The 22,786-nt window shown below is 55.2% G+C and carries 23 protein-coding genes and 3 tRNA genes; 17 read left to right on the top strand and 9 right to left on the bottom strand.

The annotated features are described in order from the left end of the window. Positions 1–6 precede the first annotated feature (6 nt). The 3 genes from MPAL_RS03020 (at position 7) to MPAL_RS03010 (ending at position 2,339) form a co-directional block, all read left to right on the top strand. Positions 7–1,566 (top strand): bifunctional N(6)-L-threonylcarbamoyladenine synthase/serine/threonine protein kinase, encoded by a 1,560-nt coding sequence (locus MPAL_RS03020; protein WP_012617288.1) that lies wholly within the window; start codon positions 7–9, stop codon positions 1,564–1,566. Further along, complete coding sequence (gene rdgB / locus MPAL_RS03015) at positions 1,563–2,120, top strand: RdgB/HAM1 family non-canonical purine NTP pyrophosphatase (protein ID WP_012617287.1); 558 nt, start codon at positions 1,563–1,565, stop codon at positions 2,118–2,120. Before MPAL_RS03020 ends, rdgB begins: the two co-directional genes overlap by 4 nt. Before the next feature lie 72 nt (positions 2,121–2,192). After that, the gene (locus tag MPAL_RS03010) at positions 2,193–2,339 is read left to right on the top strand and encodes a 50S ribosomal protein L40e (protein WP_012617286.1); all 147 of its coding nucleotides are present in this window, start codon (positions 2,193–2,195) and stop codon (positions 2,337–2,339) included. Here the strand turns inward: MPAL_RS03010 and MPAL_RS03005 are convergent, their stop codons facing one another. Further along, the gene (locus MPAL_RS03005) at positions 2,340–2,990 is read right to left on the bottom strand and encodes a putative phosphothreonine lyase domain-containing protein (protein WP_012617285.1); all 651 of its coding nucleotides are present in this window, start codon (positions 2,988–2,990) and stop codon (positions 2,340–2,342) included. A 186-nt stretch (positions 2,991–3,176) separates the two neighbouring features. Here MPAL_RS03005 and htpX point away from each other — a divergent pair, with 186 nt between their 5' ends. From htpX to MPAL_RS02975, 7 genes are all read left to right on the top strand, one after another. Continuing rightward, positions 3,177–4,052: a zinc metalloprotease HtpX gene (htpX, locus tag MPAL_RS03000; protein WP_012617284.1), complete on the top strand. Its 876-nt coding sequence runs from the start codon at positions 3,177–3,179 to the stop codon at positions 4,050–4,052. 75 nt (positions 4,053–4,127) lie between these two features. Further along, a tRNA-Gly gene (locus tag MPAL_RS02995) sits at positions 4,128–4,198 on the top strand. A gap of 3 nt (positions 4,199–4,201) precedes the next feature. Then, a tRNA-Val gene (locus MPAL_RS02990) sits at positions 4,202–4,275 on the top strand. A 96-nt stretch (positions 4,276–4,371) separates the two neighbouring features. After that, positions 4,372–4,539, top strand: a complete 168-nt coding sequence (locus MPAL_RS14960; protein WP_012617283.1) for a CxxC-x17-CxxC domain-containing protein — start codon at positions 4,372–4,374, stop codon at positions 4,537–4,539. 71 nt (positions 4,540–4,610) lie between these two features. Next, positions 4,611–5,117, top strand: coding sequence for a hypothetical protein (locus MPAL_RS02985; RefSeq protein ID WP_012617282.1), 507 nt, complete (start codon positions 4,611–4,613; stop codon positions 5,115–5,117). Between the two features lie 4 nt (positions 5,118–5,121). Then, entirely contained in the window at positions 5,122–6,294 is a 1,173-nt protein-coding gene (locus MPAL_RS02980) for a M20/M25/M40 family metallo-hydrolase (RefSeq protein WP_012617281.1), read from the top strand. Between the two features lie 35 nt (positions 6,295–6,329). Beyond that, positions 6,330–7,049: a metal-dependent hydrolase gene (locus MPAL_RS02975; protein ID WP_012617280.1), complete on the top strand. Its 720-nt coding sequence runs from the start codon at positions 6,330–6,332 to the stop codon at positions 7,047–7,049. Here MPAL_RS02975 and MPAL_RS02970 read toward each other — a convergent pair. Both MPAL_RS02970 and trxA read right to left on the bottom strand, forming a co-directional pair. Then, a complete protein-coding gene (locus tag MPAL_RS02970; RefSeq protein ID WP_012617279.1) occupies positions 7,009–9,159 on the bottom strand; it encodes a DEAD/DEAH box helicase in 2,151 nt (716 codons plus the stop codon). The genes MPAL_RS02975 and MPAL_RS02970 overlap by 41 nt on opposite strands. Before the next feature lie 55 nt (positions 9,160–9,214). Further along, positions 9,215–9,640: a thioredoxin gene (gene trxA / locus MPAL_RS02965; RefSeq protein ID WP_012617278.1), complete on the bottom strand. Its 426-nt coding sequence runs from the start codon at positions 9,638–9,640 to the stop codon at positions 9,215–9,217. A 108-nt stretch (positions 9,641–9,748) separates the two neighbouring features. Between trxA and MPAL_RS02960 the strand changes: the two genes are divergently transcribed. Further along, positions 9,749–9,823: transfer RNA gene (locus MPAL_RS02960), tRNA-Met, on the top strand. A gap of 275 nt (positions 9,824–10,098) precedes the next feature. Here the strand turns inward: MPAL_RS02960 and MPAL_RS02955 are convergent. After that, positions 10,099–11,586, bottom strand: coding sequence for a lipopolysaccharide biosynthesis protein (locus MPAL_RS02955; protein WP_012617277.1), 1,488 nt, complete (start codon positions 11,584–11,586; stop codon positions 10,099–10,101). Between the two features lie 111 nt (positions 11,587–11,697). After that, complete coding sequence (locus MPAL_RS02950) at positions 11,698–12,264, bottom strand: LbetaH domain-containing protein (protein ID WP_012617276.1); 567 nt, start codon at positions 12,262–12,264, stop codon at positions 11,698–11,700. Between the two features lie 412 nt (positions 12,265–12,676). Between MPAL_RS02950 and MPAL_RS02945 the strand changes: the two genes are divergently transcribed. Together MPAL_RS02945 and MPAL_RS02940 are read left to right on the top strand one after the other, a co-directional pair. Beyond that, positions 12,677–13,288, top strand: coding sequence for a PIG-L deacetylase family protein (locus MPAL_RS02945; RefSeq protein ID WP_012617275.1), 612 nt, complete (start codon positions 12,677–12,679; stop codon positions 13,286–13,288). 71 nt (positions 13,289–13,359) lie between these two features. Beyond that, positions 13,360–13,755, top strand: coding sequence for a TrmB family transcriptional regulator (locus tag MPAL_RS02940; RefSeq protein ID WP_012617274.1), 396 nt, complete (start codon positions 13,360–13,362; stop codon positions 13,753–13,755). On the opposite strand, the gene rpiA is transcribed toward MPAL_RS02940, so the two are convergent. Both rpiA and surE read right to left on the bottom strand, forming a co-directional pair. Then, positions 13,729–14,442, bottom strand: coding sequence for a ribose-5-phosphate isomerase RpiA (rpiA, locus tag MPAL_RS02935; RefSeq protein WP_012617273.1), 714 nt, complete (start codon positions 14,440–14,442; stop codon positions 13,729–13,731). The genes MPAL_RS02940 and rpiA overlap by 27 nt on opposite strands. Before the next feature lie 45 nt (positions 14,443–14,487). Continuing rightward, positions 14,488–15,279 carry a 5'/3'-nucleotidase SurE gene (gene surE / locus MPAL_RS02930; RefSeq protein WP_012617272.1) on the bottom strand — a complete coding sequence of 264 codons (792 nt, stop codon included), beginning with the start codon at positions 15,277–15,279 and terminating at the stop codon, positions 14,488–14,490. A gap of 102 nt (positions 15,280–15,381) precedes the next feature. On the opposite strand from surE, the gene MPAL_RS02925 reads away from it, so the two are divergent. Together MPAL_RS02925 and MPAL_RS02920 are read left to right on the top strand one after the other, a co-directional pair. Further along, on the top strand, positions 15,382–16,269 hold the full coding sequence (locus MPAL_RS02925; RefSeq protein WP_012617271.1) for an ATP-grasp domain-containing protein: 888 nt from the start codon (positions 15,382–15,384) through the stop codon (positions 16,267–16,269). Further along, positions 16,266–17,201 carry a hydantoinase/oxoprolinase family protein gene (locus MPAL_RS02920; RefSeq protein WP_012617270.1) on the top strand — a complete coding sequence of 312 codons (936 nt, stop codon included), beginning with the start codon at positions 16,266–16,268 and terminating at the stop codon, positions 17,199–17,201. The genes MPAL_RS02925 and MPAL_RS02920 overlap by 4 nt, the downstream gene beginning before the upstream one ends. A gap of 36 nt (positions 17,202–17,237) precedes the next feature. On the opposite strand, the gene MPAL_RS02915 is transcribed toward MPAL_RS02920, so the two are convergent. Beyond that, complete coding sequence (locus MPAL_RS02915) at positions 17,238–17,822, bottom strand: transposase family protein (RefSeq protein WP_158303610.1); 585 nt, start codon at positions 17,820–17,822, stop codon at positions 17,238–17,240. A 198-nt stretch (positions 17,823–18,020) separates the two neighbouring features. Between MPAL_RS02915 and fdhF the strand changes: the two genes are divergently transcribed. After that, positions 18,021–20,081, top strand: a complete 2,061-nt coding sequence (gene fdhF / locus MPAL_RS02910; RefSeq protein ID WP_012617268.1) for a formate dehydrogenase subunit alpha — start codon at positions 18,021–18,023, stop codon at positions 20,079–20,081. Next, positions 20,081–21,322: a Coenzyme F420 hydrogenase/dehydrogenase, beta subunit C-terminal domain gene (locus tag MPAL_RS02905; protein ID WP_012617267.1), complete on the top strand. Its 1,242-nt coding sequence runs from the start codon at positions 20,081–20,083 to the stop codon at positions 21,320–21,322. The genes fdhF and MPAL_RS02905 overlap by 1 nt, the downstream gene beginning before the upstream one ends. 803 nt (positions 21,323–22,125) lie before the next feature. Here MPAL_RS02905 and MPAL_RS16435 read toward each other — a convergent pair. Further along, positions 22,126–22,302, bottom strand: a complete 177-nt coding sequence (locus MPAL_RS16435; RefSeq protein ID WP_167998857.1) for a hypothetical protein — start codon at positions 22,300–22,302, stop codon at positions 22,126–22,128. Positions 22,303–22,786 lie beyond the last annotated feature (484 nt).

Below are 22,786 nucleotides of genomic sequence, written 5' to 3'. Positions count from 1 at the left end.
ACCAGAATGCCTTTTTCCGGGCAGGTACTGGGCATTGAGGGAACAGCCTGGAACCTCAGTGCCGCACTTTTCAACGATCATCTCTGCGCATTAGAGTCGGATCCATACAGGCCTCCCACCGGGGGGATCCATCCGCGCGAGGCTGCCCAGCACCATGCTTCAGTTGCAGCCAGCGTGATCGGCAAGGTGCTCGATGAAGCAGACGATCTCCAGGGGATCGCTTTCTCCCAGGGTCCGGGCCTTGGCCCATGCCTCCGCACCGTCGCCACCGCAGCCAGGGCGCTCGCCGTGGCCCGCAACCTTCCCCTGATCGGAGTTAACCATTGTGTGGCACATGTGGAGATCGGGAGGTTTACCACCGGTTGCGAGGACCCGATCGTCCTCTATGCGAGCGGAGCGAACACACAGGTGATCGGCTACCTGAACAACCGGTACCGGATCTTCGGGGAGACTCTGGACATCGGCATCGGGAATGCCCTCGACAAGTTCGCCAGGAGTAAGAACCTGCCCCACCCCGGGGGCCCACTGATCGAAAAATTCGCAGTTAAAGGGAGTTACATCGATCTCCCCTACACCGTGAAGGGGATGGACCTCGCCTTCTCCGGGCTGGTCAGCGCTGCAAAGGAGAGTAGAGACTCCCTTGAAGACGTCTGCTTCAGCCTGCAGGAGACTGCCTTCGCCATGTGCGTCGAGGTGACCGAGCGGGCGCTGGCCCAGACCGGGAAGGACGAAGTACTGCTGGTCGGCGGAGTCGGAGCAAACCGGCGGCTGCAGCAGATGCTTCGGACGATGTGCGAGGACCGGGGGGCATCGTTTTATGTTCCGGAGAACACCTTCCTCGGAGATAACGGGGCGATGATCGCCTACACCGGCCGGCTGATGCTCTCCCACGGAGACCCCCTGCCGCTCTCCGACTCCACCGTCAACCCGAACTTCCGGTCGGATGAGGTGACGGTCACCTGGCGCAGCGGAGAGAGAGAGAGCCGCACAACAGGTCCCACAAACCAGGGGGCCGAGGCCGTGGTGACCCTGAACGGACATGAAGCCACCAAGTGCAGGTCCAGCAAGCGCTACCGGATGCCCGGACTCGATCACCGGCTGCTCACCGAACGGACCCGTGCCGAGGCGAAACTGATCGTGCAGGCCAGGTCAGGGGGGGTCTCGACGCCGGTGATCCGAGACATCACCCGGGATACAATCGTAATGGAAGAGATCAGAGGCCAGCAGTTGAAGGAGGTCCTGACCAGGGAGAACCTGACCCTGACAGGAGAAGCTATAGGCCGGCTTCACACCGCCGGAATCGTCCATGGCGACCTGACCACCTCCAACCTGATCATCAGGGATCAGGAATGCGTGCTGATCGATTTCGGACTAGCCCATGCAACCCACGAGATCGAAAACAGAGGTGTCGACCTCCATGTGCTCTTCCAGACCCTCCAGAGTACCACCAGCGAAGCAGCACCCCTGAGAGCAGCATTCATTAAAGGATACACCGCCACCTTTGACGGAGCCGCCGAGGTAATCGAACGGGAGGAGGAGATCATACATCGGGGGAGATATCTGTGAAACTGATCGTCGTCACCAGCAATGTACACAAAGCAGGGGAGGTCGCCGCCTTCTTCTCCGGGATCGCAGAGGTCGAACATGTGAGCCTGGAGATCCCGGAATACCGGTTCCCAAAGGTCAGGGAGATCGCAGAGGAGAAGGCCAGGTATGCGTACCGAACACTCCAACGCCCCCTGATCGTCGATGATACAGGATTCTTCATCGATGCGCTGAACGGGTTTCCCGGCCCAAACGCCGCGTATGTCTTCGAGACGATCGGAAACCGGGGGATCCTGAAGTTGATGGCCGGTGTGACCGACCGCAGGGCCCACTTCGAGACGGTGATCGCCTATGCCTCGGCAGAGGGAGTCAAGTCCTTCCCCGGGATTATCGAAGGGACTGTCGTTTCGCCCAGAGGGAGAGATGGGTTTGGGTATGACCCGATCTTCCTCTATGAGGGGCGGACACTCGCAGAGATCCCTCTCAATGAGAAGAGTATGATCTCCCACCGCGCGAGGGCGCTCGATGCGTTCCGGACGTGGATCATCAGAACAGAGGAACCAGCAGGGGACTGAGCAGTTATCCTACAAAACTGTTAAGTGAAACCAGAACACAATATTGTAGACTTACAGAGTGGAGTATATAGAATGGGCAAATTTCCTGAAGCAGAAGAACGTTTACTCAATGTGAAGATCTGTATGCGCTGCAATGCAAGGAATGCAGTACGTGCAACCACCTGCCGCAAGTGCGGATACCAGAACCTGCGGCCCAAGAACAAGGAACGAAAGGCCTAATCAACTGCTATAATAGGTAACTTTCTTCCCTTTTTTACTATATTCACCCCGAAATGTCTCAAGGTTCCGCTTATAGCCAAGCCTGTCGACAAAACCTGCACTGCGCAGTTCCTCACGAACTCGCATCACATCCCCTTCATTCTGCCAGTCAGGCGTATAAACGTAGATCACAAAGCGATCGTCGCGGGCATCGGGGTTCGGTTTAGCCGTACTGACCTTGGCCGAGATCCCCAGGATTCCCTCAGCAGTCATATCGCGCACACACTTCCAGGCTTCATCAACCCGGTCCTTCTCAAGAAAGATCAGCCACTTGCCTGCCTGTTCATCATCCACCGCTTCAGGCCGGCCCTGTGGGGCGTCAAGAACGATCCAGTACATCTGGGTGGTCCGGGTCGGAACCACCCCTTCGCCAGCACAGAGCATCGCATAGATAGCACCAGGAGTCAGGGACCGTTCGAGGAGAGCCTCGGCCAGTAACGGGTATTCATCAGAAAATTCGGTGAAGATTCGGGAGAAGTCATCTGCAAAGTCGACCTGCTCCTCAACGAGTTTGAAGAGCGGCCGGCCGGCTGCACGGAGATCCCTGTTCAGCACGATCTCAAAGATCCCATATGCCACATCAGCCAGCGCTTCAGGTTCGACATCTACCATAAGTATGGATAGCATGTATTCGAAATAAAAGGTATACGATCTCCTGAAGAGATCCAGAGTACTCGTGGAGAAGAGAGACGCCCTGCAAGGAGTACGTATCTGACAGAAGACACCCAGATGCAGGGTTATAGGGAGATCTGCCCCCAACGATCCATTTAACTGAATATACTTATATATTTTATAAGTATGAAATGGCAGCGTGACCTTGGACTCACCATGAGAGTCTGGCTGACGATGTTCCTCCTGTTCATCATCTACCTGGTCTTTATCAGTATACTCTCCGCGCTCGGCGTCGGTCTGGGCTGGCTGGTCATCATATCAGTAGGCATAGCATTCATCCAGTATTTCTTCTCTGACAAACTGGTGCTGATGAGCACTCGGGCCAGGGTAGTCGATGCAGATGAGTACCCGGAACTCCACCAGATGGTCAGCCGCCTCTGTGCCACGGCGGATCTGCCCATGCCGCGAATCGCCATCATGCCAAGCCCCGTCCCGAACGCATTCGCGACCGGACGGTCCCCTCGCCATGCAGTCGTCGCCGTGACCGATTCGATCTACCAGCTCCTCACACCCAAGGAACTCGAAGCCGTGCTGGCCCATGAACTGAGCCACGTGAAGAACCGGGATATGTTGACCCTGACTATCGCCTCGTTCATCGGGATGATCGCCTCGATCATCATGCAGAATGGAATCTTCATGAGCCTGGGCGACCGAAGAGAAGGAAACCCATGGTTGATCGCCTGGATCGTTGCGATCATCGTCTGGGTGATCAGCACCATCCTGATTCGGACACTCTCTCGCTACCGGGAGTTTGCAGCCGACCGGGGCAGTGCCCTGATCACTCAGAACCCCCAGTCTCTGATCTCTGCACTCGAGAAGATCAGCGGCAGAATCTCCCGGGTTTCTCCGGAGAAGCAGCGAGAGATCGAAGGGGCCAACGCCTTCTTCATCCTCCCGGTCCTCTCGACTTCGACCCTGCAACAGCTCTTCTCGACCCACCCCCCACTTGAGAAGCGTATCGCTGCACTCGAAGCGATCGAGGATGAAATGAAGGGGTACTGAGGTACACCCCCTCAATTTTACAGATACAATGGGAAAAGAATAATAACGCAGCGTGCCATATATGAAAGGCACATCGCATCGATGGTCTAGTGGCATGACTTTGGCCTTCCAAGCCAATAGCCCGGGTTCAATTCCCGGTCGATGCATTCGGGCCCGTGGTCTAGTTGGTTATGACGTCGCCTTCACACGGCGGAGGTCCTGAGTTCGAATCTCAGCGAGCCCATACATCTCCTTTTTAAACCGGCTAGATTCAATACATACCATTATTAACCAGAGGAACGTAGGTTCTAATACAGAATAAATTCTGTAAGAGTAAATCATGAGCGAAAGAGGATTCGGAGGTCCAAGGAACTTTGGGCCACGAGAAATGACAAAAACGATCTGTTCAGACTGTGGAAAAGAGTGCGAGGTTCCGTTCAAGCCAACACAGGACAGACCGGTTTATTGCAGGGACTGCCTTCCAAAGCACAGAAAGCCAAGATTCTAATCCTTTTTTTTTCAACAGGGCAACGCCCGGCAGCATAATTAATTTATCAGTCTCCGGCCAATAAGGAGCATATGCAGAGAGAGAACGAGTACGTTGCGATCTTGCAACACCTCTACCAGAAATCACTGATCCTTCAGGACATCGGTCTCTTCCACCCTGTGCTGAAGTTCTACTTCATCGACTCCCTGGCACACCTCGACTACACCCTCGGGACCTATGCCTACAATATCCAGTCGCCCAAGAACATCATGGCCGGCGAGTACCTCCGCTGGCGGATCGATGAAGAGAAGAAAGGCGATCGTCCACGGTTTGGGGCTTTTATCGAGTGGCTCAAGGTAGAGCACCCGGAATCCTTTGAAAAATTGCCAACGCTCTGGCAGATGATCTATGACTCTGCCGACCCTGCCCATTACCGTTCGTTTCGGATCATCCTCAATCCAGATAGCAAGGCACCAATACCCGCCAGATTCTTCAGAGATGCCATCGAGGAGTTCTTTGGGAAGGCATTTTTAAAGAGTCTGTACGACGAGGCATCGCTCTCAACCCTGCTGAACGAATTCTTGACCAGGACAGGTTGAATACATGCAGATCGATCCCGCCGACCTCTGTGCTTCGCTGGTTCAGATCAGAACAGACAATCCACCCGGGGATACCCGGGACGCCGTTGAGTACATCAGAAACCTGCTCGAAGGCCTCGGCGTCAGGTCCATGATCGCCGGCGAAGAGCCAAAAAAGGCCAACCTCATCTCCAGTCAGAAGGATGCCACCCTCCTCTTCTGCGGTCATCTGGATGTGGTTCCTGCAATCGATCAGGGGTGGACCTATCCCCCGTTCGAGGGGGATAGCGTGGGAGGATTCATCTGGGGACGGGGGTCCACCGATATGAAAGGCGGCTGTGCGGCTGTCATCAGTGCCCTCGCCGCGGTGATCGAGGAAGGGCTCGAACCCCCCGTGGACCTGGCCTTCGTCTGTGATGAGGAGATCGGTGGTAAAGGAATCCGACACCTGCTCAAAGCAGGACTCCTCTCCCCGATGGATTGTGTGATCGCCGAACCGACACCAGCCAGGAATCCATGCATCGGCCAGAAAGGACTCTGCAGGATGACCCTGAACTTCTCCGGGAACCCCGGGCACAGTTCGCTGTATCCCGACAGGGGGGTCAGTGCGATCATGGAGGCGATGAACCTCCTCAAATACCTCGACGAAGTCCATGAACAGGAGTTCGAGGCCGGCGATCTTCTCGACGAGATCCTCGATCAGTCGACGGCTGTCCTGGAAGAGACCTTCTCGATACAGGGGCTCAGTCACGTGCTCAGACGGGTGATGTTCAACCCCGGACGGATCGAAGGGGGCGAGAAGGCGAACATCGTAGCCCAGCAGTGCATGCTCGAACTCGATCTCCGCCTCCCCTGGGGATGTGGGCTCGAACAACTGGTCACGGGTATCCAGGAGCACGCCCAGAACGCCACCATGACCATTCAGAGCAGTGCAGAGCCAAGTTTCACCCCAGCAGATGCACGGATAACTACAGCAGTCTGCAGAGCCGTCAGCAGCGAGTACAGCACCCCAGCAATTCCGATCGTCCAGTGGGCTGCCAGCGATGCCAGGGCGCTGCGACCGGAAGGGTTCGACGTGGTCGAGTATGGACCCGGCGAGATCAGCACTATGCACGCGATTGACGAACGGGTCTCGATCGATCAACTGGAAACGGCCTCCAGGATCTATGCCCGGATTATGAGAGAGTACTCAGTCTGAAAGACTTTAGGGGAAACAGACCCACCTTTCTTTTCATGCTGATCCTCTGTCACCTCTTTGTGGGAACCATCCTCGGACTGGTCCTCTCCGATCTACTCGGGGATCGGCGCCTGGTCGCTGCATGCATGGCCGGCGCCGTGCTCCCGGACCTGATCGACAAGCCGCTCGGTCACCTGCTATTCAAAGCAACGATCGACAATGGCAGACTCTTTACCCACAGCCTCCTCCTCTGCCTCATTCTGTTTCTGATCGCCGGACTGCTGATCTCTCGAAGAAAGGGACCACTGCTCATGGGAATCGGAGTCGGCGTCCTCTCCCACCAGATCCTCGATGCGATGTGGACACAGCCAGAACTCTGGTACTACCCACTGCTCGGCCAGTATACCAAACAGTCATACCCGGACTTCTTCCTCCACATGCTCCTGGTCGAACTGACCACCCCAACCGAGTGGCTCTTTTTTGCGGGGATCCTGATCTGCCTCTTCTCATGGTACAGGGGAGAATGGATACGGTCGCTGACCCCTGCCCCACTCATCCGATACGAACGGCAGTTCAGAACACTGATCCTTGCCCTGATCGGGTGCGCCGGTGCCGCTGCGCTGCTCGCCGGATTCATGGGGAGTGACACCATACTGACCGGACTGACAACTCCGCTCGACAACCTGATCCTCGGATCCTCAGCAGTCGCCGGCGCAATTCTCGGGGGATTTGTCTTTAGAAAGAGGGAGACCAGGGTTGAAGGCTGGGAGAGGTGACCTGCAACTCCAGGACATCTGCCTGCGAAAGGGAGGAGAGAAAGGTCTGCAGGTGGTAAAAGTCCTCGACGACCATCTCTGAATAGAGATCGTCCGGCAACAGTGATGCGAACTTCCAGGCTTCCCGGGGGGGCAGAGGGAGAAAGGGGGCGACCTGGCCTGCAGTCACCGATTGCAGATCCCTCAGCACCTCTGCCACCCGCCTTCCGGCACCGGGTCGGCCCTTCTGTTCGACGATCAGGTGGGTGTCGGTATACCTCACCCTGCATGAGAGACGGTCTTCGAGCAATGTAGCCAGCACCTGGTTGAAGAGGCTGCCCTGGAACGAGAGGACCACCACCCGAAAGCCGGTGGCGAGGGGCTCCTCCCAGACCTGCAGGCCGCTCTGCCGTACACCGGACGGATAGGTAGAACAGATTTCAGCCAGCAATGCCTGCTCCTCCCCATCGATCGGAACATTCGTCTTCCCGGCCGCAATGATCTCAAGCATGCCACGGGCGACTAATGGAGTCAGCGATGAACGCGATCCGATCCAGAAGATCGGGGTCGAACACTGACCGGCTGACGCGCGGGTCACGATCACCAGATGGTGCTGTTGATCGCACCCTGCCACCGACCAGAGACGCCCTCCGAGCGGAAACGCATCCCCGGGCATGAGATGCAACGAACGACCGTCAAGCCGGCCGATGCGATCACCATCAGGGGTGATCACCTGGTACTCACTCACTGAGGAGAGAACCGAGAAGAGATCCTTTCTTCCGGCTCCCCCGAAGGTCGTTTCGCCTGCATCACCGAGCATCAGTAGCCCCCCATCGGTCGCCATAATCCCAAGTTCGATCAGGTTATCGATCAGGCGATCGATCGTCTCCGGATTTGCCGATAGAAACGGAAAGAGCGGAAAGATATGACGGGAGAGCGATGAACGGGACGTTCGCCCGGATTTTATCAGGTACAGGAGCATCTGCTGAAGGACCACAGCATACGGCTTCTCTGGCGGGGAGAGGGGTTCCACCTGATGTACCGCCGCCGCCTCGATCACCGCAAGCGTGATAAGGAGATCCTCAGGGCCCAACAGAAAGGTCATCGTGGCAGGAGAGCCCCGCCGGCCGCTCCGCCCAAGCCGCTGCAGAAACGAGGAGACCGAAGTAGGCGGACCGACCTGGACAATCAGGTCGAGATCCCCGATGTCGATCCCTAACTCGAGGGTGGAGGTGCAGATAATACACACCGGACCCGGCCGGGTGGTCGCTTCCTCTGCTGCACGCCGCAGATCTGGTGCGAGTGCCGAGTGGTGGACATAGGCATGGGGAATCTCCGCACCGATGGAACGTCGGACCTTCTCAGCCTCGCTCCGGCTCTTGACGAAGACCAGAGCCCGCCGGCCGGCGACCACCCCCGTCAGCAACTGGTACCGTTCTATCGGGTCCTCCCGAACGATAAAGGAGAAACGCTTCTCCGCAGGGAGACCCGTGGACCGCACCACCTGCCCCTGTCGACCCGGTCCCGAGAGCCACCCGAGGATCGATTCAGGGTTCCCAACGGTCGCGGAAAGTCCGATACGCTGTACTTTCCCCCCTGTAATCGTGTCGAGCCGATCGAGGAGGACCTTCAGATGGACACCTCGAGGATCCGGGACGAACGCATGAACCTCATCGATCACGACCGCGCGAAGCTGGGCGAGATCCTCAGAGAGCACCGGATCGAGCAGCAGCACTTCCAGCGATTCGGGCGTGATCATCAGGATCTGCGGAGGATCTTCCCATCGGCGTTCCCCTTTCGGAACATCTCCGTGCCACATCTGGACGGTGATCCCGGCCGGCCTGGCCAGGGTGGTGATCCGTTCCTCCTGATCGTTGATCAGTGCCTTCAAAGGGGAGAGATAGAGACAGGCGATCCCTGCCAACCCCTCCCTGAGGATCCGATCGATCACCGGGATCATGGCGGCTTCAGTCTTTCCTCCGGCAGTCGGAGCGAGTACCAGCAGATCATCGCCGCCAGAGGCTGCTTGCCAGGCCTGTTCCTGCAGAGGCCGAAGATCATCCCAGCCGAGCCGGTGCTGGAGAGTCTGCCGGAGCGTCGGGTGGAGAGCGGCGAAGCAGGAGGGAGGCATATACTAGAACATTGATCGCGATCGCATATTGGATTAGGGGTAGAGGGAGAAGCGGTCAGTGCCGGAGACCAAACGTCCGAACGATCTTGGACCGGAGAACCTCCTGCGGATAGGCACCGGTGATCCGCCCGACCAGTTTACCAGAAGAGAAGAGCAGGATCGTCGGAATGGCAGAGATCTGGAACCTGGCACTGATCTGATGGTTCTCATCGGTGTTGCACTTTGCAAAGGTGACTGTCGGAGCCATCTCTCTCGCCAGGGACTCGATGATCGGACCGACCCTCCTGCAGGGACCGCACCAGGGTGCCCAGCAGTCCATCACGAGCAACGGGTGCGAAGTCAGCGTCTGTTCCATATTCATCACCGTGATCGGGAGGACACTCACCAACACGGGTTCTAGGACTGGTTCCAGTACATGCGCCCTCTGCTGCATGATCTCTTTGATGCGCTCCTCCCGCAGATGCTGAAGTTCATCATCCATGTCGTCGGTATACGAGGACGCCCTATTTAGAGATATCTCATAAGTTAGCCATCAATTAACCAAAAATTATATATCTCAGTGTCTCATATAGTAGTAACCTGCATAGGAAGCGAGGTAGGGTAGTCAGGAGATCCCGACGGGCTCATAACCCGTAGACCGATGGTTCAAATCCATCCCTCGCTATCGATTGTTCATACTTTCTTTTGACATTTTCTTCTTCAGACGAATGTCTGATCATTTCATCCCAAATGTCAGGAGTTCTTCAGCACAACCATACAGTTCAGCCCAATCAAAAAGAGAGAAGTTCGTCTGCCCAATCCCACAAACTTGAGATGCGATTCAGATTGACTACAAAAAAGGGGAGAGAGATCGCCTCATGCACATATCTATTTTCAGGTTTTTAACTATCTATCACCATACCATCAAATATTAAAAAAAGGATTATAATTTGCCGAGGATCAGGCGAAACCCGCCAGCAATTCCTTGATCTGGGGATCTGTCTTGAGTGTATACAGGTAATAGACCAGGGCGCAGGCACCGGCCACGACCATCTGGATAAGAGGAGAGATACCCCAACATTTGAGAATCATGATCAGCACCCCAGCCGGCACAAAAAGTGCCACATTGGAGAGAACAATCCTGAACGTCCTTCTGAGCGGCACTCCACTGAATGAGAGGAGCTGCAGACAGAGATACCCGTACACAGCGATCCCTGAGACCGCAAAGAGGAAGATTGCAAGACGGGCGCTGCCGAGCATTCCCCCGACGACCAGGGCGAGCAGTCGGGTAACAAAGTTCGCAATATTGACTTTCAAACCAAAACCCTGCTTCTCCTGCACCATGTAGATGGTCGATAGTGGAGAGGTAATGAACCAGATAAGGGCCCATACACTGAGCAACTGAGTATAGAAACCAGCCTCCCCCCAGGCACTCCCAAAGACCAGGACAAAGAGCTCCTCCCCCATCATTGAGAGCAGCAGCATTGGAAATAGACCTATCTTCAGCAGCACCCCAAAGACGCTCTCGGTCAGGACACTGAGCGATCCATGCTTCTGGGCGTCCGAAGCTCGCTGAAAGAAGACCTGCTGAATAGCGCCGCCGATCAGATCCATCGGCATCTGGATCAGCCTGAACCCAAGTGAATAATATCCGACCACCGTCGTCGAGAAGTAGGCTGCGAGCAGAAACGAGGGGAGCTGCCAGGAGGCAACATTGAGCAGCCCGGACCAGGACTCAAAGAGGGGGAACTTCTTGTACCGGATCATCCCGGCCTTCATCCCACTCCAGGAGATCTCCCGCCGAAGCAGGGCGAGGTCGTCTCGGGCGATCTGCCAGCCGAGGATCAGGGTGGCCACCGTTGTTCCGAAGACATTCGCACCGATCAGGCTGCCGCTGGTCGCCATCCCAACCCCGCCGGCGCCCACCTGTGCGCCGGTGATCGCCAGGGAAGATACCATTCGCGCCATCGAGAGACGCCCATAGTGGCGGGATCGCGAGTTCCAGTAGTTGAGCGCCAGAAAAACACCGGTCATAAAGATGAACGGCGGAATGAGCCAGAGATAACCGGCGAGGGACTCCGCATTGAGCAGTTCCAGGAATGGTCCTTCCCCAATCCAGATCAGTGGAACTGTCAGCACCGAGATGACAGTCACCACGAGCAGACAGAGACCAAGCAGGTTGGCCGCATCCTCCTCCCGCTCAGGGAGCATGATCGAGAACTCGTACCGCAGGCAGGCGACGACGCTCAGGATCTTGGTGATCGCAGTGAAGACCGCCAGTAGGCCGAAAGCCTCAGGCGTATACATCCGCGTCAGCACTGGTGAAGCAAGGACCACTATCACCTGTGCCAGGGTGGTCCCAGTTACGAGTTTGAGGACATCAGTCGAGAAACTTTTCTCGCCATCGATCCGTGCATTCTTCTCCTCCTCAGATTCTGCCCCACTCATAGCATACCTTGTGACAGTAGTATCGGTGACCCAAGAAGATAAAATGGAACGATAAAGAATAGAAGAGGTAACCAGGAACCAGGCCGGTCACCAGGAGGGATCGCAGGGGATCTAGGGGGTCTTCACCGCGGGTACAGAGCCGTTACATTCTATTTTTTTGGCCGGCGCCCCAGCGATCAGGATCCCCTCTTCAGTGAACGACCGGGTCACCACAGCATTGGCGCCGATGGTGATATTGTCAGCGATGGAGATCTGCCCAAAGAGCACCGCCCCAGGACCAATACATACATTGTTTCCGATCTGGGGGGCCTCGGTGTCGGTTCCGGCCCGTGAACCGATGTTCACACAAACATGAAGCCGGCAGTTCTCACCTACCCGTACACAACTGTTCACAACGATCGTCCCCACGCTGGTGATCGCCAATCCCGGGCCAAAGACATGTTGGGGGATCGTATACCCGAGCAGCAGACCAAAGAGCCGGAACATGATCGAATAATAGACCAGGAACGGCTTCCAGAAGAGCGAGGTTCGACAGTTCTCATAGAATTCCACTGTTCGGAGCAACCGCTGGAACCTCCAGATCTCATCCCCAAAGAGTTTTGGCCTCTTCCTCTGCCGGTTGAGTGCCACCCGGTCCGCCTCAAGATAGAACAGATACTCATCTTTAGATCTGATCACCAGGTACCACCGTTCACCTCAGGGATGGCATCTGCTGCCACCCCATTGAATAACGACCATACATTTGCATCCGAATCAAGATAAAGATCACTACCCCCAGGATAGATAACTCATCAAGAGGGTCAGTATCTCCCCGAGATCAGATCTTTTATACTGGGGTAAAGAGAAACATATGTGAAACGCTGAAAGAAGAGTAGACTTGAATCACAGGTATTTTCTGAATTCGCAGATTCCCTCGTGGTCACGAGGACATGTTTGAAACGTATCCAGAAAGGATCGATCGTTCAATCAAATATACAGATACCCATCAGGGAGCGGTCATGCATGATGAAGACGCCCAATCACAGCGTCTTACAATCCAGAAGATCGGTACCCCACTCATACAACATCAATCATTATGAGGAACAATTCAATGAAGATACTCGCATTCGGTGCACATCCAGATGATCTGGAGATCGGGATGGGAGGGACCATCGCCCGGCATATCAGCAGAGGGCATGAGGTACTGATGGTAGTCGCCACCGTCCCAAACAGAAAAGAGATCAGGATACCAGAGGCGGAGCAAGCTGCAGCGATCCTCGGTGCAGATTTGATCGTCATGGATGTGCCCCCCGATGAACTGGTCTTCTCCCGAGAGATGGTGCGGCAGTTCGACCAGATTTTTAAAGATTTCAGACCGAATGTCGTCTACACCCACTCCAACAACGATTCACACCAGGATCACAACGCGGTGACCAATGCGGTGATCGCGACGACCAGGAAGAACGACTGCTCGCTCTACATGTACGAACAGACGATCCCTGGCGGTATCGCACCGTTGCCGTTCCGTGGGCAGTATTTCATCGATATATCAGAGACGATAGACCAGAAGCTCGAGAGTATCATGGCTCACAAATCTCAACTCGACACCTATGGACCATGGTGGCTGGAAGGGATCAAAGGGCGGGCCAGTTACCATGGGTTCCAGGTGAACACCAAGTACGCTGAAGTCTTCGAAGTCGTCAAACACCTTGCAGACTGGTAATCAAGTTAATTATCGAGAAGATAATACTTCTTTTATATAACGCACACAAATAAATTAAGAAAGGGGATCAGATGAGATCTGAACAGGTATTATTCTTCACTCAGAAGGAAGAGGAGTTCGTCGACCTGCTGATCGGGATCGGGATCAGACGGAACCTAGCAAAGGTTCTTGTCTTCCTCTCCAGCACCAGTGAAGCGACCTCACGGGATATCGAGCGTGGAACCGACCTCCGACAGCCAGAGGTGAGCATTGCAATGAGCAGGCTCCATACCGAAGGATGGATCGAGAGCAGAGAGAGCAAGGCTGAAAGCAAAGGAAGGCCGGTGAAGATCTATCGGCTTGGTCATCCGATCAATGCGATCGTCGATCAAATTGAGGCGGATAAACGATCAGAGGCAGAACTGCAGCGTCAGACGATGCAGCAACTCCGCGATCTCCTCTCACAGAGGGAACTGACCGTTTCGTGAGAGTACCTGACACCCGTTTGAATCACCGACGACCACTGTCGTCTTATCAGCAAAAGTAGTGAAGAGGCCACAGGTGACAACCCCGGGGATCGATGAGAGGTGGATATCAAGGGCAGTGGGGTCACCGATAGTACCAAAGCCACAGTCGATCACCATATTGCCATTGTCGGTGATGACAGGCCCGTCTTTTTTAATTCCTTCCCGAAGTACAGGGACACCACCAATTGTTTTGAGGTATCGGATCACGGGCACATAAGCAGAGGAGAGAACTTCGATCGGGACCACAGCATCCAGTTTTCGGGTTAGTTTGGAGGGATCCGCAACAATAACCAGAGATTTGGCCGCAAAGGCCACGCACTTCTCCTGGGTCTGGGCAGCACCCCGACCCTTGATCAAAGCAAAACCAGGGTCGACCTGATCAGCTCCATCGATGGCCAGATCGATCACAGGATAGTCGTTCAGCGTTGCCAGAGGAATTCCACAACCCCGTGCCCGGATCGCGGTCTGGAACGAGGTCGGGATTCCAGTGATAACAAGCCCCTCCCGGATCCGTGCAGCGAGCCGCTCCATCGCAAAGAAGACCGTCGAGCCCGTTCCAAGCCCGACAACCATTCCATCCGCGACCATATCGGCGGCACGATACCCGGCCTCACGCTTTCCTACAGCCTGTGCTGATGCATCAACCATAGACCAAGGTGGGAGGTCTGCAGATAAGAAAGGGTAGGCACAGGTTCACTTCTCAAGAGAGAAGAGCCTACTCATATCATCGACGGCCCAGGTGGCCGTGCAGTCCAGAGTGATCGGGGTGATCGAGATCGCCCCGCTCTTGATCGCATGAAAATCAGTCCCCTCTTCAGCATCATCGAGCAGCGGACCATTGATCCAGAAGTACGGACGACCCCGGGGATCCAGCCTTTTTTCGACCCCGGTCCGAAAGAGTTTCTTGGCGAGCCGGGTGACCACGTATCCGCCCCGGATCATCGAGGGAACATTCACATTGATCACATCGGTTGACTGAGGAAAACCCTGTTCAAAAATCCTGGAACATACATCCCGGACCACCTGCTTTGCACTGGAAAAACTCTGGCTCGGTCGTCGAGGATCGTCGAATTTATCACCCTGATCCTCAACCTGCAGCGAAAAAGCCACAGCAGGCGTCCCCTGATTGGCCGCTTCCAGCGCAGCTCCGACGGTGCCCGAGGTCATGATCGATTCGTACGAGAGGTTCTCTCCGATGTTGATCCCGCTGACAACCAGATCGGGCTTCAGATCGAGGGCATATAACCCAATGATCACCGCATCAGTTGGTTTCCCACCAACAGCATAGGCAGAAATCCCATGCATCGAAACCATGCCGGCCCGGATCGGCTCAAAGATCGAGATCGATCGCCCGACGGCACTCTGCTGAGAGGCGGGGGCCACCACCGTCACCTCACAGATATCAGATAGGGCTTCATATGCCGCCCATAGTCCGACAGAGTTGATTCCATCATCATTTGTCAGCAGCACCCTGGGTTTTTTCATCCAAGTACCTCTGCGCAGGGACTGCAGAAATAGTCATCGGAACCTGAGATTACCCTGTTCTGATCGTCACACTCATCTGGATATACGGTGAATGGATCGGATATGAAGGCGCTCATTGCAGAGTATACGATGACGAGAGAGCCGGCCTGTGCAGAGGAAGGGAGAGCGATGCTTGAGGTGCTCTCAGCGTCTTTTGAACGGTGCGGCTACGAGGTACTGACTCCTGAGGGGGACGATTTTTCAGAGGAGATCCGACGCCTCGCCCCCCTCTGCGATGTTGGACTGGTGATCGCCCCCGACCCACTCCTCGCCGGGTTCAGCGCGACCCTTGAACACCTGACCAACAACATTGGTTGCGGTTCGATGAGCGTCGCAGTCTGTGCCAATAAACTGCGAGCTAAAACGGTCCTCGCCAAACATGGTGTCCCTGTGCCGGAGTTGATGACGGCAGGGCTGCGAATCGTAAAGCCGATCAGGGGATACGGTAGTGCCGGGGTGCGCCTGACTGACGAGCCGGCAGGGGAGGTAGAGTTTGGGGAGCGGTTTATCGAGGGAGAGCACATTTCGGTCAGCATGGTCGGTTCCCGTGTCGTTGGGGATGCCTGTGACAACTATTCAGGCGATCCGCCCCTGCTGCTGGCCGTGAACAGACAGACGATCAGCCAGGGACCGGATGGCCAGATCCGATACCTGGGCGGTGAGACCCCCATCGATCACCCCCGCCAGGATGAAATCGTTGCGACTGCTGCACTGGCATTGAACCGGCTCGGCTGCCAGGGTTATACCGGGGTCGATATGGTTGTGGCGGACCACTGCTATGTGGTCGATGTGAACCCCAGGATCACGACGAGCCTGGTCGGTATCGCCGCCTGTATGGAGGAGGAGATCGCCGACGTGCTGGTCAATGCGTCGCACGGCAGGGGACCCGGATCGGTTCACCTGTCCGGCAGCGTCCGGTTCGATACCCACGGCGGAGTCACCAGATTATGATCGGGATCGACGTCGGCGGTGCGAATCTCAAGGTAGTGACCGAGAAAGGGGTGGCGATTCATTACTGCCCGCTCTGGGAGAAGGCCCCGATCACAACACTGCTCAGGCCCTATAACCCGGGCCTCACCGAAGAAGCTGCCGTCGTGATGAGTGGAGAACTGGCCGACTGCTTCCCAGCCAAGGAGCAGGGGATCCGGTTCATCGTAAACGCCGTCAGGGCAGCATTCCCTCAATCCCGGTTCTATGGCATGGACGGGGCCTTTCATGACGATTCAGACCCCTCGCTGGCAGCGGCCAACTGGCTCGCTTCTGCCGACAGGCTCAGAAGAGAGCACCCGAACGCCCTCTTCGTCGACTTCGGCTCGACGACGACCGACATCATCCCGCTGACCCGATTCTCTGACCTGACCGGACTGACCGATCTGCTCAGACTACAGCGGGGATACCTGATCTATACCGGTATGCTCAGGACCAACGTCGCAGCCATCCTTCACTCGGTTGATCTTGAGGGAGTCAGGACTCCTATTTCAAGCGAATACTTTGCGACCAGTGCCGATCTCCACCTGGTTCTGGGGCATATCACCACTGAGCAGTATACCTGCGACGCTCCCGATCACAGGGAGAAGACCCTGGTCGGCTCACAGAGGAGGCTCGCCCGAGTCGTCTGTGCAGACCTGGAAGAGATTGGAGAGGTCGGGGTCCTATCAATCGCAGAACAGTGCTGGGCGATCCAGAGTCATGCCATCAGAAGAGAGGTGGAACGGATAGCCGAGGTTTCAGGTGCAGACGAGGTGCTGACTGCAGGGATTGGGGCCGGCCTCATTGCGGGGGTACTCGGCGGTACCAGCCTTGAAGAGGAACTCGGAGAACTCGCCGATGCCCTTCCAGCCTGGGCGGTCCGCGAGATGGCGTTGCAGAACAGATCACACTGACAGAGAGTGACAGCCGATCCATCTCCCACACATCCTCTATTTTGATAAGGATCTGATGACTTCCTGGTTAGATAAATCCACGGACATGCAGGCAGCCAGTGCATCCTCCCCGGTGATCGGCTCTCCTGCACTCCTGGCTGCAGCCAGCGATGACAGGTTCAGGAGCGAGCGAGGAAAGGTGATCCCAAAGAGGTTATCAGTCACGGCCGGCATGATCGGGAGAGTCGCGTAGTTTCTGATCGTGCCACGGTGGAGAACGACACCCAGATCACGAATCAGCCGGTCCGCCTGGGAGTATGGCAACTGGTGGGTGAGGACGATACAAAGATCCACCACAGGGGATCCGAGGTGGACGTCCGGGTAGAATGGAACTTCGGCAGTGACCAGCCGGTGACAGGACCGGCAGTGAAAACGTCGGACCGATACCATGATATCCATCTGGTCCGACCCTTGGAGAAGAGTTGCAAACTTACGATCCTTATAATCATGGACGAGTAAGGGCCCGCCACAATACGGGCAGCACTGTCGTTCGGTGAAGACTACACCATCCATTGCAGAGAGACCCGACCGGACTAGATCCAGCATCAGGGGGAACATGGGAGTCTTCTTCAGTCCAGACACATCCTGCACAGGACATCCTGCGCTAGAACAGGTTGTACCACAGTAGCCATATAAACATTTTCAAAATTATCTCGATAAACACGAACCGACGCCGGATAATACCCACCAAAAATATACAATTTTCAAGAATTGAACCATTATGGTTAAATAAGTAAAGTTACTTAAGTAAATTAAAATTCAACAGTTTGAGGTTTTCTTATGGAGATGAAATACGTACCAACGACCTGTCCGTACTGCGGAACAGGTTGCGGGTTCAATCTTGTCGTCAAAGACGGGAAGGTTGTCGACACCGCACCATGGCATCGTGCCCCAGTAAACCAGGGCAAGACATGTGCAAAGGGGAATTATGCAGCCGAGTTTGTAAACAGCCCGGACCGGCTGACCACCCCCCTGATCAAGAAGGATGGCACGTTCGTCGAGGCATCCTGGGACGAAGCATACGCACTGATCGTTTCCAAGTTCAAAGCATACAAGCCAGAAGAGATGGCGTGTCTTGCATCTGCCCGTGTCTCCAATGAAGAGAATTACCTGTTGCAGAAATTTGCTCGTGCCGTCCTCAAAACACCACACGTCGACCACTGCGCCAGGCTGTGCCACGCATCAACCGTCGCCGGCCTTGCAGCCGTCTTCGGGTCAGGGGCCATGACCAACTCGATCGAGGATATCAGCGAGGCAAAGTGCATCTTTGTGATCGGGTCCAACACTTTTGAGCAGCATCCCCTGATCGGCCGCCGGATCATGATGGCCAGGCTGAACGGGGTAAAAGTGATCGTTGCAGATCCAAGGTTCACCCCCACCGCCAAGCAGGCCGATCTGTACCTGCCCTTCTTCTCAGGCACCGATGTCGCCCTGCTGAACGGGCTGATGCAGCACATCATCAAGAATGGATGGGAGGATAAGGAGTTCATTGCAAAGCGGACCAAGGACTTTGACAAACTCAAAGAGGTCGTGATGAAGGACACTTACAGCCTCGAAAACGTGGCAAAGGTCACCGGTCTCCCGGCAGCGGACATCGCCACTGCAGCCGAGTGGATCGCAAAGGCCGAGTCCAGTGCACTTCTCTATTCGATGGGCATCACCCAGCACACCGTTGGTGTCGATAATGTGAAGTCCACAGCCAACCTGCAGATGATCACCGGAAACCTCGGCAAGCGGGGCGCCGGCGTCTGCGCACTTCGTGGCCAGAACAATGTGCAGGGAGCCTGCGACATGGGCTGCCTGCCGAACGTCTACTCAGGCTACCAGCAGGTCGCCAACTCAGATCTCCACAAGAAGATGACCGAGGCATGGGGATGCGACATCGCCGAGGGCAAGGTCGGGTACACCGTCACCAAGATGATCAACGTTCTCGCTGATGAGCCTGGCACCCTGAAATGCATGTACGTCATGGGCGAGAATCCGATGATCTCTGATCCTGATCTTCACCACGTCGAGAAGGGATTGAAAAACCTCGAATTTATGGTCGTACAGGATATCTTCCTGACTGAGACCGCTGAACTTGCAGACGTTGTCCTTCCGGGCTCCTGCTACGCAGAGCGCGACGGAACCCAGACCAACACCGAGCGGCGTGTCCAGCTCTGGAGAAAGGCGCAGGATGCACCAGGACAGGCAAAGCCCGACTGGCAGATCATCTGTGAACTCGGGGCCGCAATGGGTTACGAGAAGCAGTTTGCATTCAAGAGTCCTGAAGAGATCTTCAACGAAGTGGCCAAGGTCACACCATCCTATGGCGGTATGACCTATGCACGCTTAGGCGCCGAAGGGCTCCACTGGCCATGCCCAACCGCAGAGCACCCCGGAACACCGGTCCTCCACAAGGAGAAGTTCGGAACACCTGATGGTCTCGGCATCCTCACCCCCATCGAATGGAAACAACCGGCAGAAGTACCGGATGCGGAGTACCCACTCCTCCTCACCACCGGCCGCTGCATGTGGCACTGGCATACCGGGACGATGACCCGCCGCTCGGAGAGTCTCGAACGCGAGGAACCGACCGGCTGGGTCGAGATGAACCCTGAAGATGCAAAGGCACTGGGCATCAAGGACAAGGAGATGATCCGGGCAATCTCCCGCAGAGGAGAGATCAATATCGGTGCACGGGTTACAAAGGACATAAAGAAAGGTGTTGTCTTCATGCCATTCCACTTCAAGGAGTGCGCAGCAAACATCCTGACCAACAATGCACTCGACCCGATAGCGAGCATTCCAGAGTACAAGGCGTGCTCTGTGAGGATTGAGAAGATTCCGGAGGTACAGTAATGGCAGCAAAAGGCGACATGGTCCTGGCCTGGACCACCAATGCAGACCTACAGAAGAAAGCAGAGTGTGGGGGTGCAGTCACCGCTCTTCTCAAATATGCACTTGAAAACAAGATCGTCGATGCAGTGCTGACCGTGCAGAGAGGGGTTGACCTCTATGATGCCCAGCCAGTCCTGATCACGAACCCCGAAGACCTGAACAACACGGCAGGTTCCCTCCACTGCGGAACGCTCCTGCTCTCCAAGTTGATCAAGAAGTACCTCGACGGCGCCAGCGACATGAAACTCGGTGTCACCGTCAAGGGCTGCGACATGATGGGGATATACGAACTGGCCAAGCGCAAGCAGATCAACCTCGACAATGTCACCATGATCGGGGTGAACTGTGGCGGCTCAGTAAGCCCGGCCCTCGCACGCACGATGATCCGTGAGAAGTACGAAGTCGACCCGAACGACGTTAAAAAGGAGGAGATCGACAAGGGACAGTTCATCATCGAAACTGAGGAAGGTCACAAAGGTATCGCCATGGACATCCTTGAGGATGAGGGTTTTGGCCGCAGGACCAACTGTCGCCGCTGCAAGCTGAAGGTCCCCCGCCAGGCAGACCTCGCCTGCGGAAACTGGGGTGTTATTGGCGACAAGGCAGGCAAGGCCACCTTCGTCGAAGTCTGCAGCCAGAAGGGCGCAGACCTCCTCACCAGGGCAGAGCAGGCAGGCGCCATCGCCACCGAGCCGGCCCCAGCAAAGGGGATCGAGATCCGGGGAAAGATCGAGGGCGCCATGCTGAAGCTCGGCGACAAGTGGCGAGCAAAGGACTTCACCGAACTCGGTCAGGGACAGACGCGGCTCGAAAAGATCATGAAGGCAACCGCACGCTGCATCAAGTGCTACTCATGCATCGAAGCCTGCCCGATCTGTTACTGCGTGGACTGCTCAACAAAGAACCCGGCACTGGTCACTCCAGGAGAGATCCCACCGAACTTTATGTTCCACCTGATTAGATACGCACATATATCAGACTCCTGCGTGAACTGTGGACAGTGTGAGGAACTCTGCCCAGCAGAGATCCCGAACGCCCTCTTCATGCATGCACAGCAGGTCGAGCTAGAAGATCTCTTCGGCCACAAACCGGGTGTCGACATGACACTGCCGATACTGGCACTGGTCGAAGAGCGTGCAGAGCGCGACCGGCTTGCGAAGACCGGCAGCGACATGATCTATCTGAACTGTTTCAACAAATAATCCCTTTTTTAGGAGTGAGTGAAATCAGTGGCTTTTCTCTTTGACAAGTCTGGATTTTTTACTGCAATTTTCCGTGTTCGATCAGATAAATGTGAATTATCAGCAAATTTATCTATTCCAACGCCAGAAATAGGGAAACGGATCCCGGTATCTCCTAGGATTACCCCAACCTCAAAATGTGGGACACTCCTACGGTTGTATGGGTGCTTCCCCCCACCTTCCTCAGGGAGGCTTCATTCGCAATCTAAGGAATCTTCCGTTAAACCATCAGGAACAGAAGAACAATTATTATCAGTACACCTATTTCTGGCCGCAGGAGAACAATATCCATCATCATCCTGAGAAAAACCAGTGATCGGCGATATCGAATCGTTCGGGGTAATAATAATCATTCCCCTGTTTATAACTGGGTTTGAATGAAAGAAGGAGGTCCTCAGCAGAATCCCGGCAGACATAGGCACCACATTACCCTAATGACGGGATCATGATTGCATCCCCCTCACATCCTTTCACACCCTGGTTTTTCCACCATCCTCACCCATCATTATTCCAAGAATCTTATCATTTTTTTCCAATTCATCAATTTTGTCTCACGAATCTAACCAGGGAACCACTGGGCAAGATGCAGATATTAGGTAAAATCACCCTGATCTGAAAAAGAGGATCAGCAGTTTATTTCAGGGAATGATGAACGTATTCTGAAGGGAGAGTTCGTCATATGGCGCATTGAACGATCTCTCCCATCACCAAGATTTTAGGTCGCCGGGGAGTTACATCTATCATTTTTGGAGAACAATCAAGTATCAATTGTTATCGTATCGTTCGAGATAACAAACACCATAAGATTTTTTTTCACCGGGCTTGAGTGCACGAAGGAGACCGTCAGCATGATCTTCGCAGACATAGGCAAAACTGCCCTCAAATGACTGGAGACCGATAGCATCCTTCCCACAGTATTCACACTTTTCAATTTCTCCCATGATCAATTAGTATTAATTTTATGAGTAATACATTTTTTTAATTTAACATTTGTCGCAGTGATACCCACGAATTACGTGTAGATTTCATAAAAAAATACCGTCGGAACGGAACAAAAACCGGCATGAGATCTGCAGAGTTTGGCGCCGAAGGCCTCCCCTGGCCGTGCCCAAACCACGGAGCACCCCGGAACCCCGATCCTCCACAAAGAAAAGTCAGAACACTAGACAGCCTAGACATCCTCCCATCCTCCGAATGGAATTAACCAATAGAAGTACCGGATGCGGAGGTCCCACTCCACCTCATCACCAATCGCTGCATGTGGCACTTGCACACCGGGACAATAACCTGCAGCCCAGAGACTATCGAATGTGAGAGCCGACCGGCCGGGTTGAGATTAACCCGAAGACGCAAAGGCACTGGGGGGACATCAAAGACAATGAGATGGTCCAGACGGGCCCCCTTTCACCTGGGCAGAGCAGGGAG

This window comes from Methanosphaerula palustris E1-9c (assembly GCF_000021965.1).
In the GTDB taxonomy this organism is placed as follows: domain Archaea; phylum Halobacteriota; class Methanomicrobia; order Methanomicrobiales; family Methanospirillaceae; genus Methanosphaerula; species Methanosphaerula palustris.
This window is presented reverse-complemented; position numbering and strand designations above follow the sequence as displayed.

Coding starts and splice junctions, on each gene's coding strand:
- MPAL_RS03020 (WP_012617288.1), top strand. CDS start 7: ATGCCTTTTTCCGGGCAGGTACTGGGCATTGAGGGAACAGCCTGGAAC.
- MPAL_RS03010 (WP_012617286.1), top strand. CDS start 2,193: ATGGGCAAATTTCCTGAAGCAGAAGAACGTTTACTCAATGTGAAGATC.
- MPAL_RS03005 (WP_012617285.1), bottom strand. CDS start 2,990: ATGGTAGATGTCGAACCTGAAGCGCTGGCTGATGTGGCATATGGGATC.
- htpX (WP_012617284.1), top strand. CDS start 3,177: ATGAAATGGCAGCGTGACCTTGGACTCACCATGAGAGTCTGGCTGACG.
- MPAL_RS14960 (WP_012617283.1), top strand. CDS start 4,372: ATGAGCGAAAGAGGATTCGGAGGTCCAAGGAACTTTGGGCCACGAGAA.
- MPAL_RS02985 (WP_012617282.1), top strand. CDS start 4,611: ATGCAGAGAGAGAACGAGTACGTTGCGATCTTGCAACACCTCTACCAG.
- MPAL_RS02980 (WP_012617281.1), top strand. CDS start 5,122: ATGCAGATCGATCCCGCCGACCTCTGTGCTTCGCTGGTTCAGATCAGA.
- MPAL_RS02975 (WP_012617280.1), top strand. CDS start 6,330: ATGCTGATCCTCTGTCACCTCTTTGTGGGAACCATCCTCGGACTGGTC.
- MPAL_RS02970 (WP_012617279.1), bottom strand. CDS start 9,159: ATGCCTCCCTCCTGCTTCGCCGCTCTCCACCCGACGCTCCGGCAGACT.
- trxA (WP_012617278.1), bottom strand. CDS start 9,640: ATGGATGATGAACTTCAGCATCTGCGGGAGGAGCGCATCAAAGAGATC.
- MPAL_RS02955 (WP_012617277.1), bottom strand. CDS start 11,586: ATGAGTGGGGCAGAATCTGAGGAGGAGAAGAATGCACGGATCGATGGC.
- MPAL_RS02945 (WP_012617275.1), top strand. CDS start 12,677: ATGAAGATACTCGCATTCGGTGCACATCCAGATGATCTGGAGATCGGG.
- MPAL_RS02940 (WP_012617274.1), top strand. CDS start 13,360: ATGAGATCTGAACAGGTATTATTCTTCACTCAGAAGGAAGAGGAGTTC.
- rpiA (WP_012617273.1), bottom strand. CDS start 14,442: ATGGTTGATGCATCAGCACAGGCTGTAGGAAAGCGTGAGGCCGGGTAT.
- surE (WP_012617272.1), bottom strand. CDS start 15,279: ATGAAAAAACCCAGGGTGCTGCTGACAAATGATGATGGAATCAACTCT.
- MPAL_RS02925 (WP_012617271.1), top strand. CDS start 15,382: ATGAAGGCGCTCATTGCAGAGTATACGATGACGAGAGAGCCGGCCTGT.
- MPAL_RS02920 (WP_012617270.1), top strand. CDS start 16,266: ATGATCGGGATCGACGTCGGCGGTGCGAATCTCAAGGTAGTGACCGAG.
- fdhF (WP_012617268.1), top strand. CDS start 18,021: ATGGAGATGAAATACGTACCAACGACCTGTCCGTACTGCGGAACAGGT.
- MPAL_RS02905 (WP_012617267.1), top strand. CDS start 20,081: ATGGCAGCAAAAGGCGACATGGTCCTGGCCTGGACCACCAATGCAGAC.
- MPAL_RS16435 (WP_167998857.1), bottom strand. CDS start 22,302: ATGGGAGAAATTGAAAAGTGTGAATACTGTGGGAAGGATGCTATCGGT.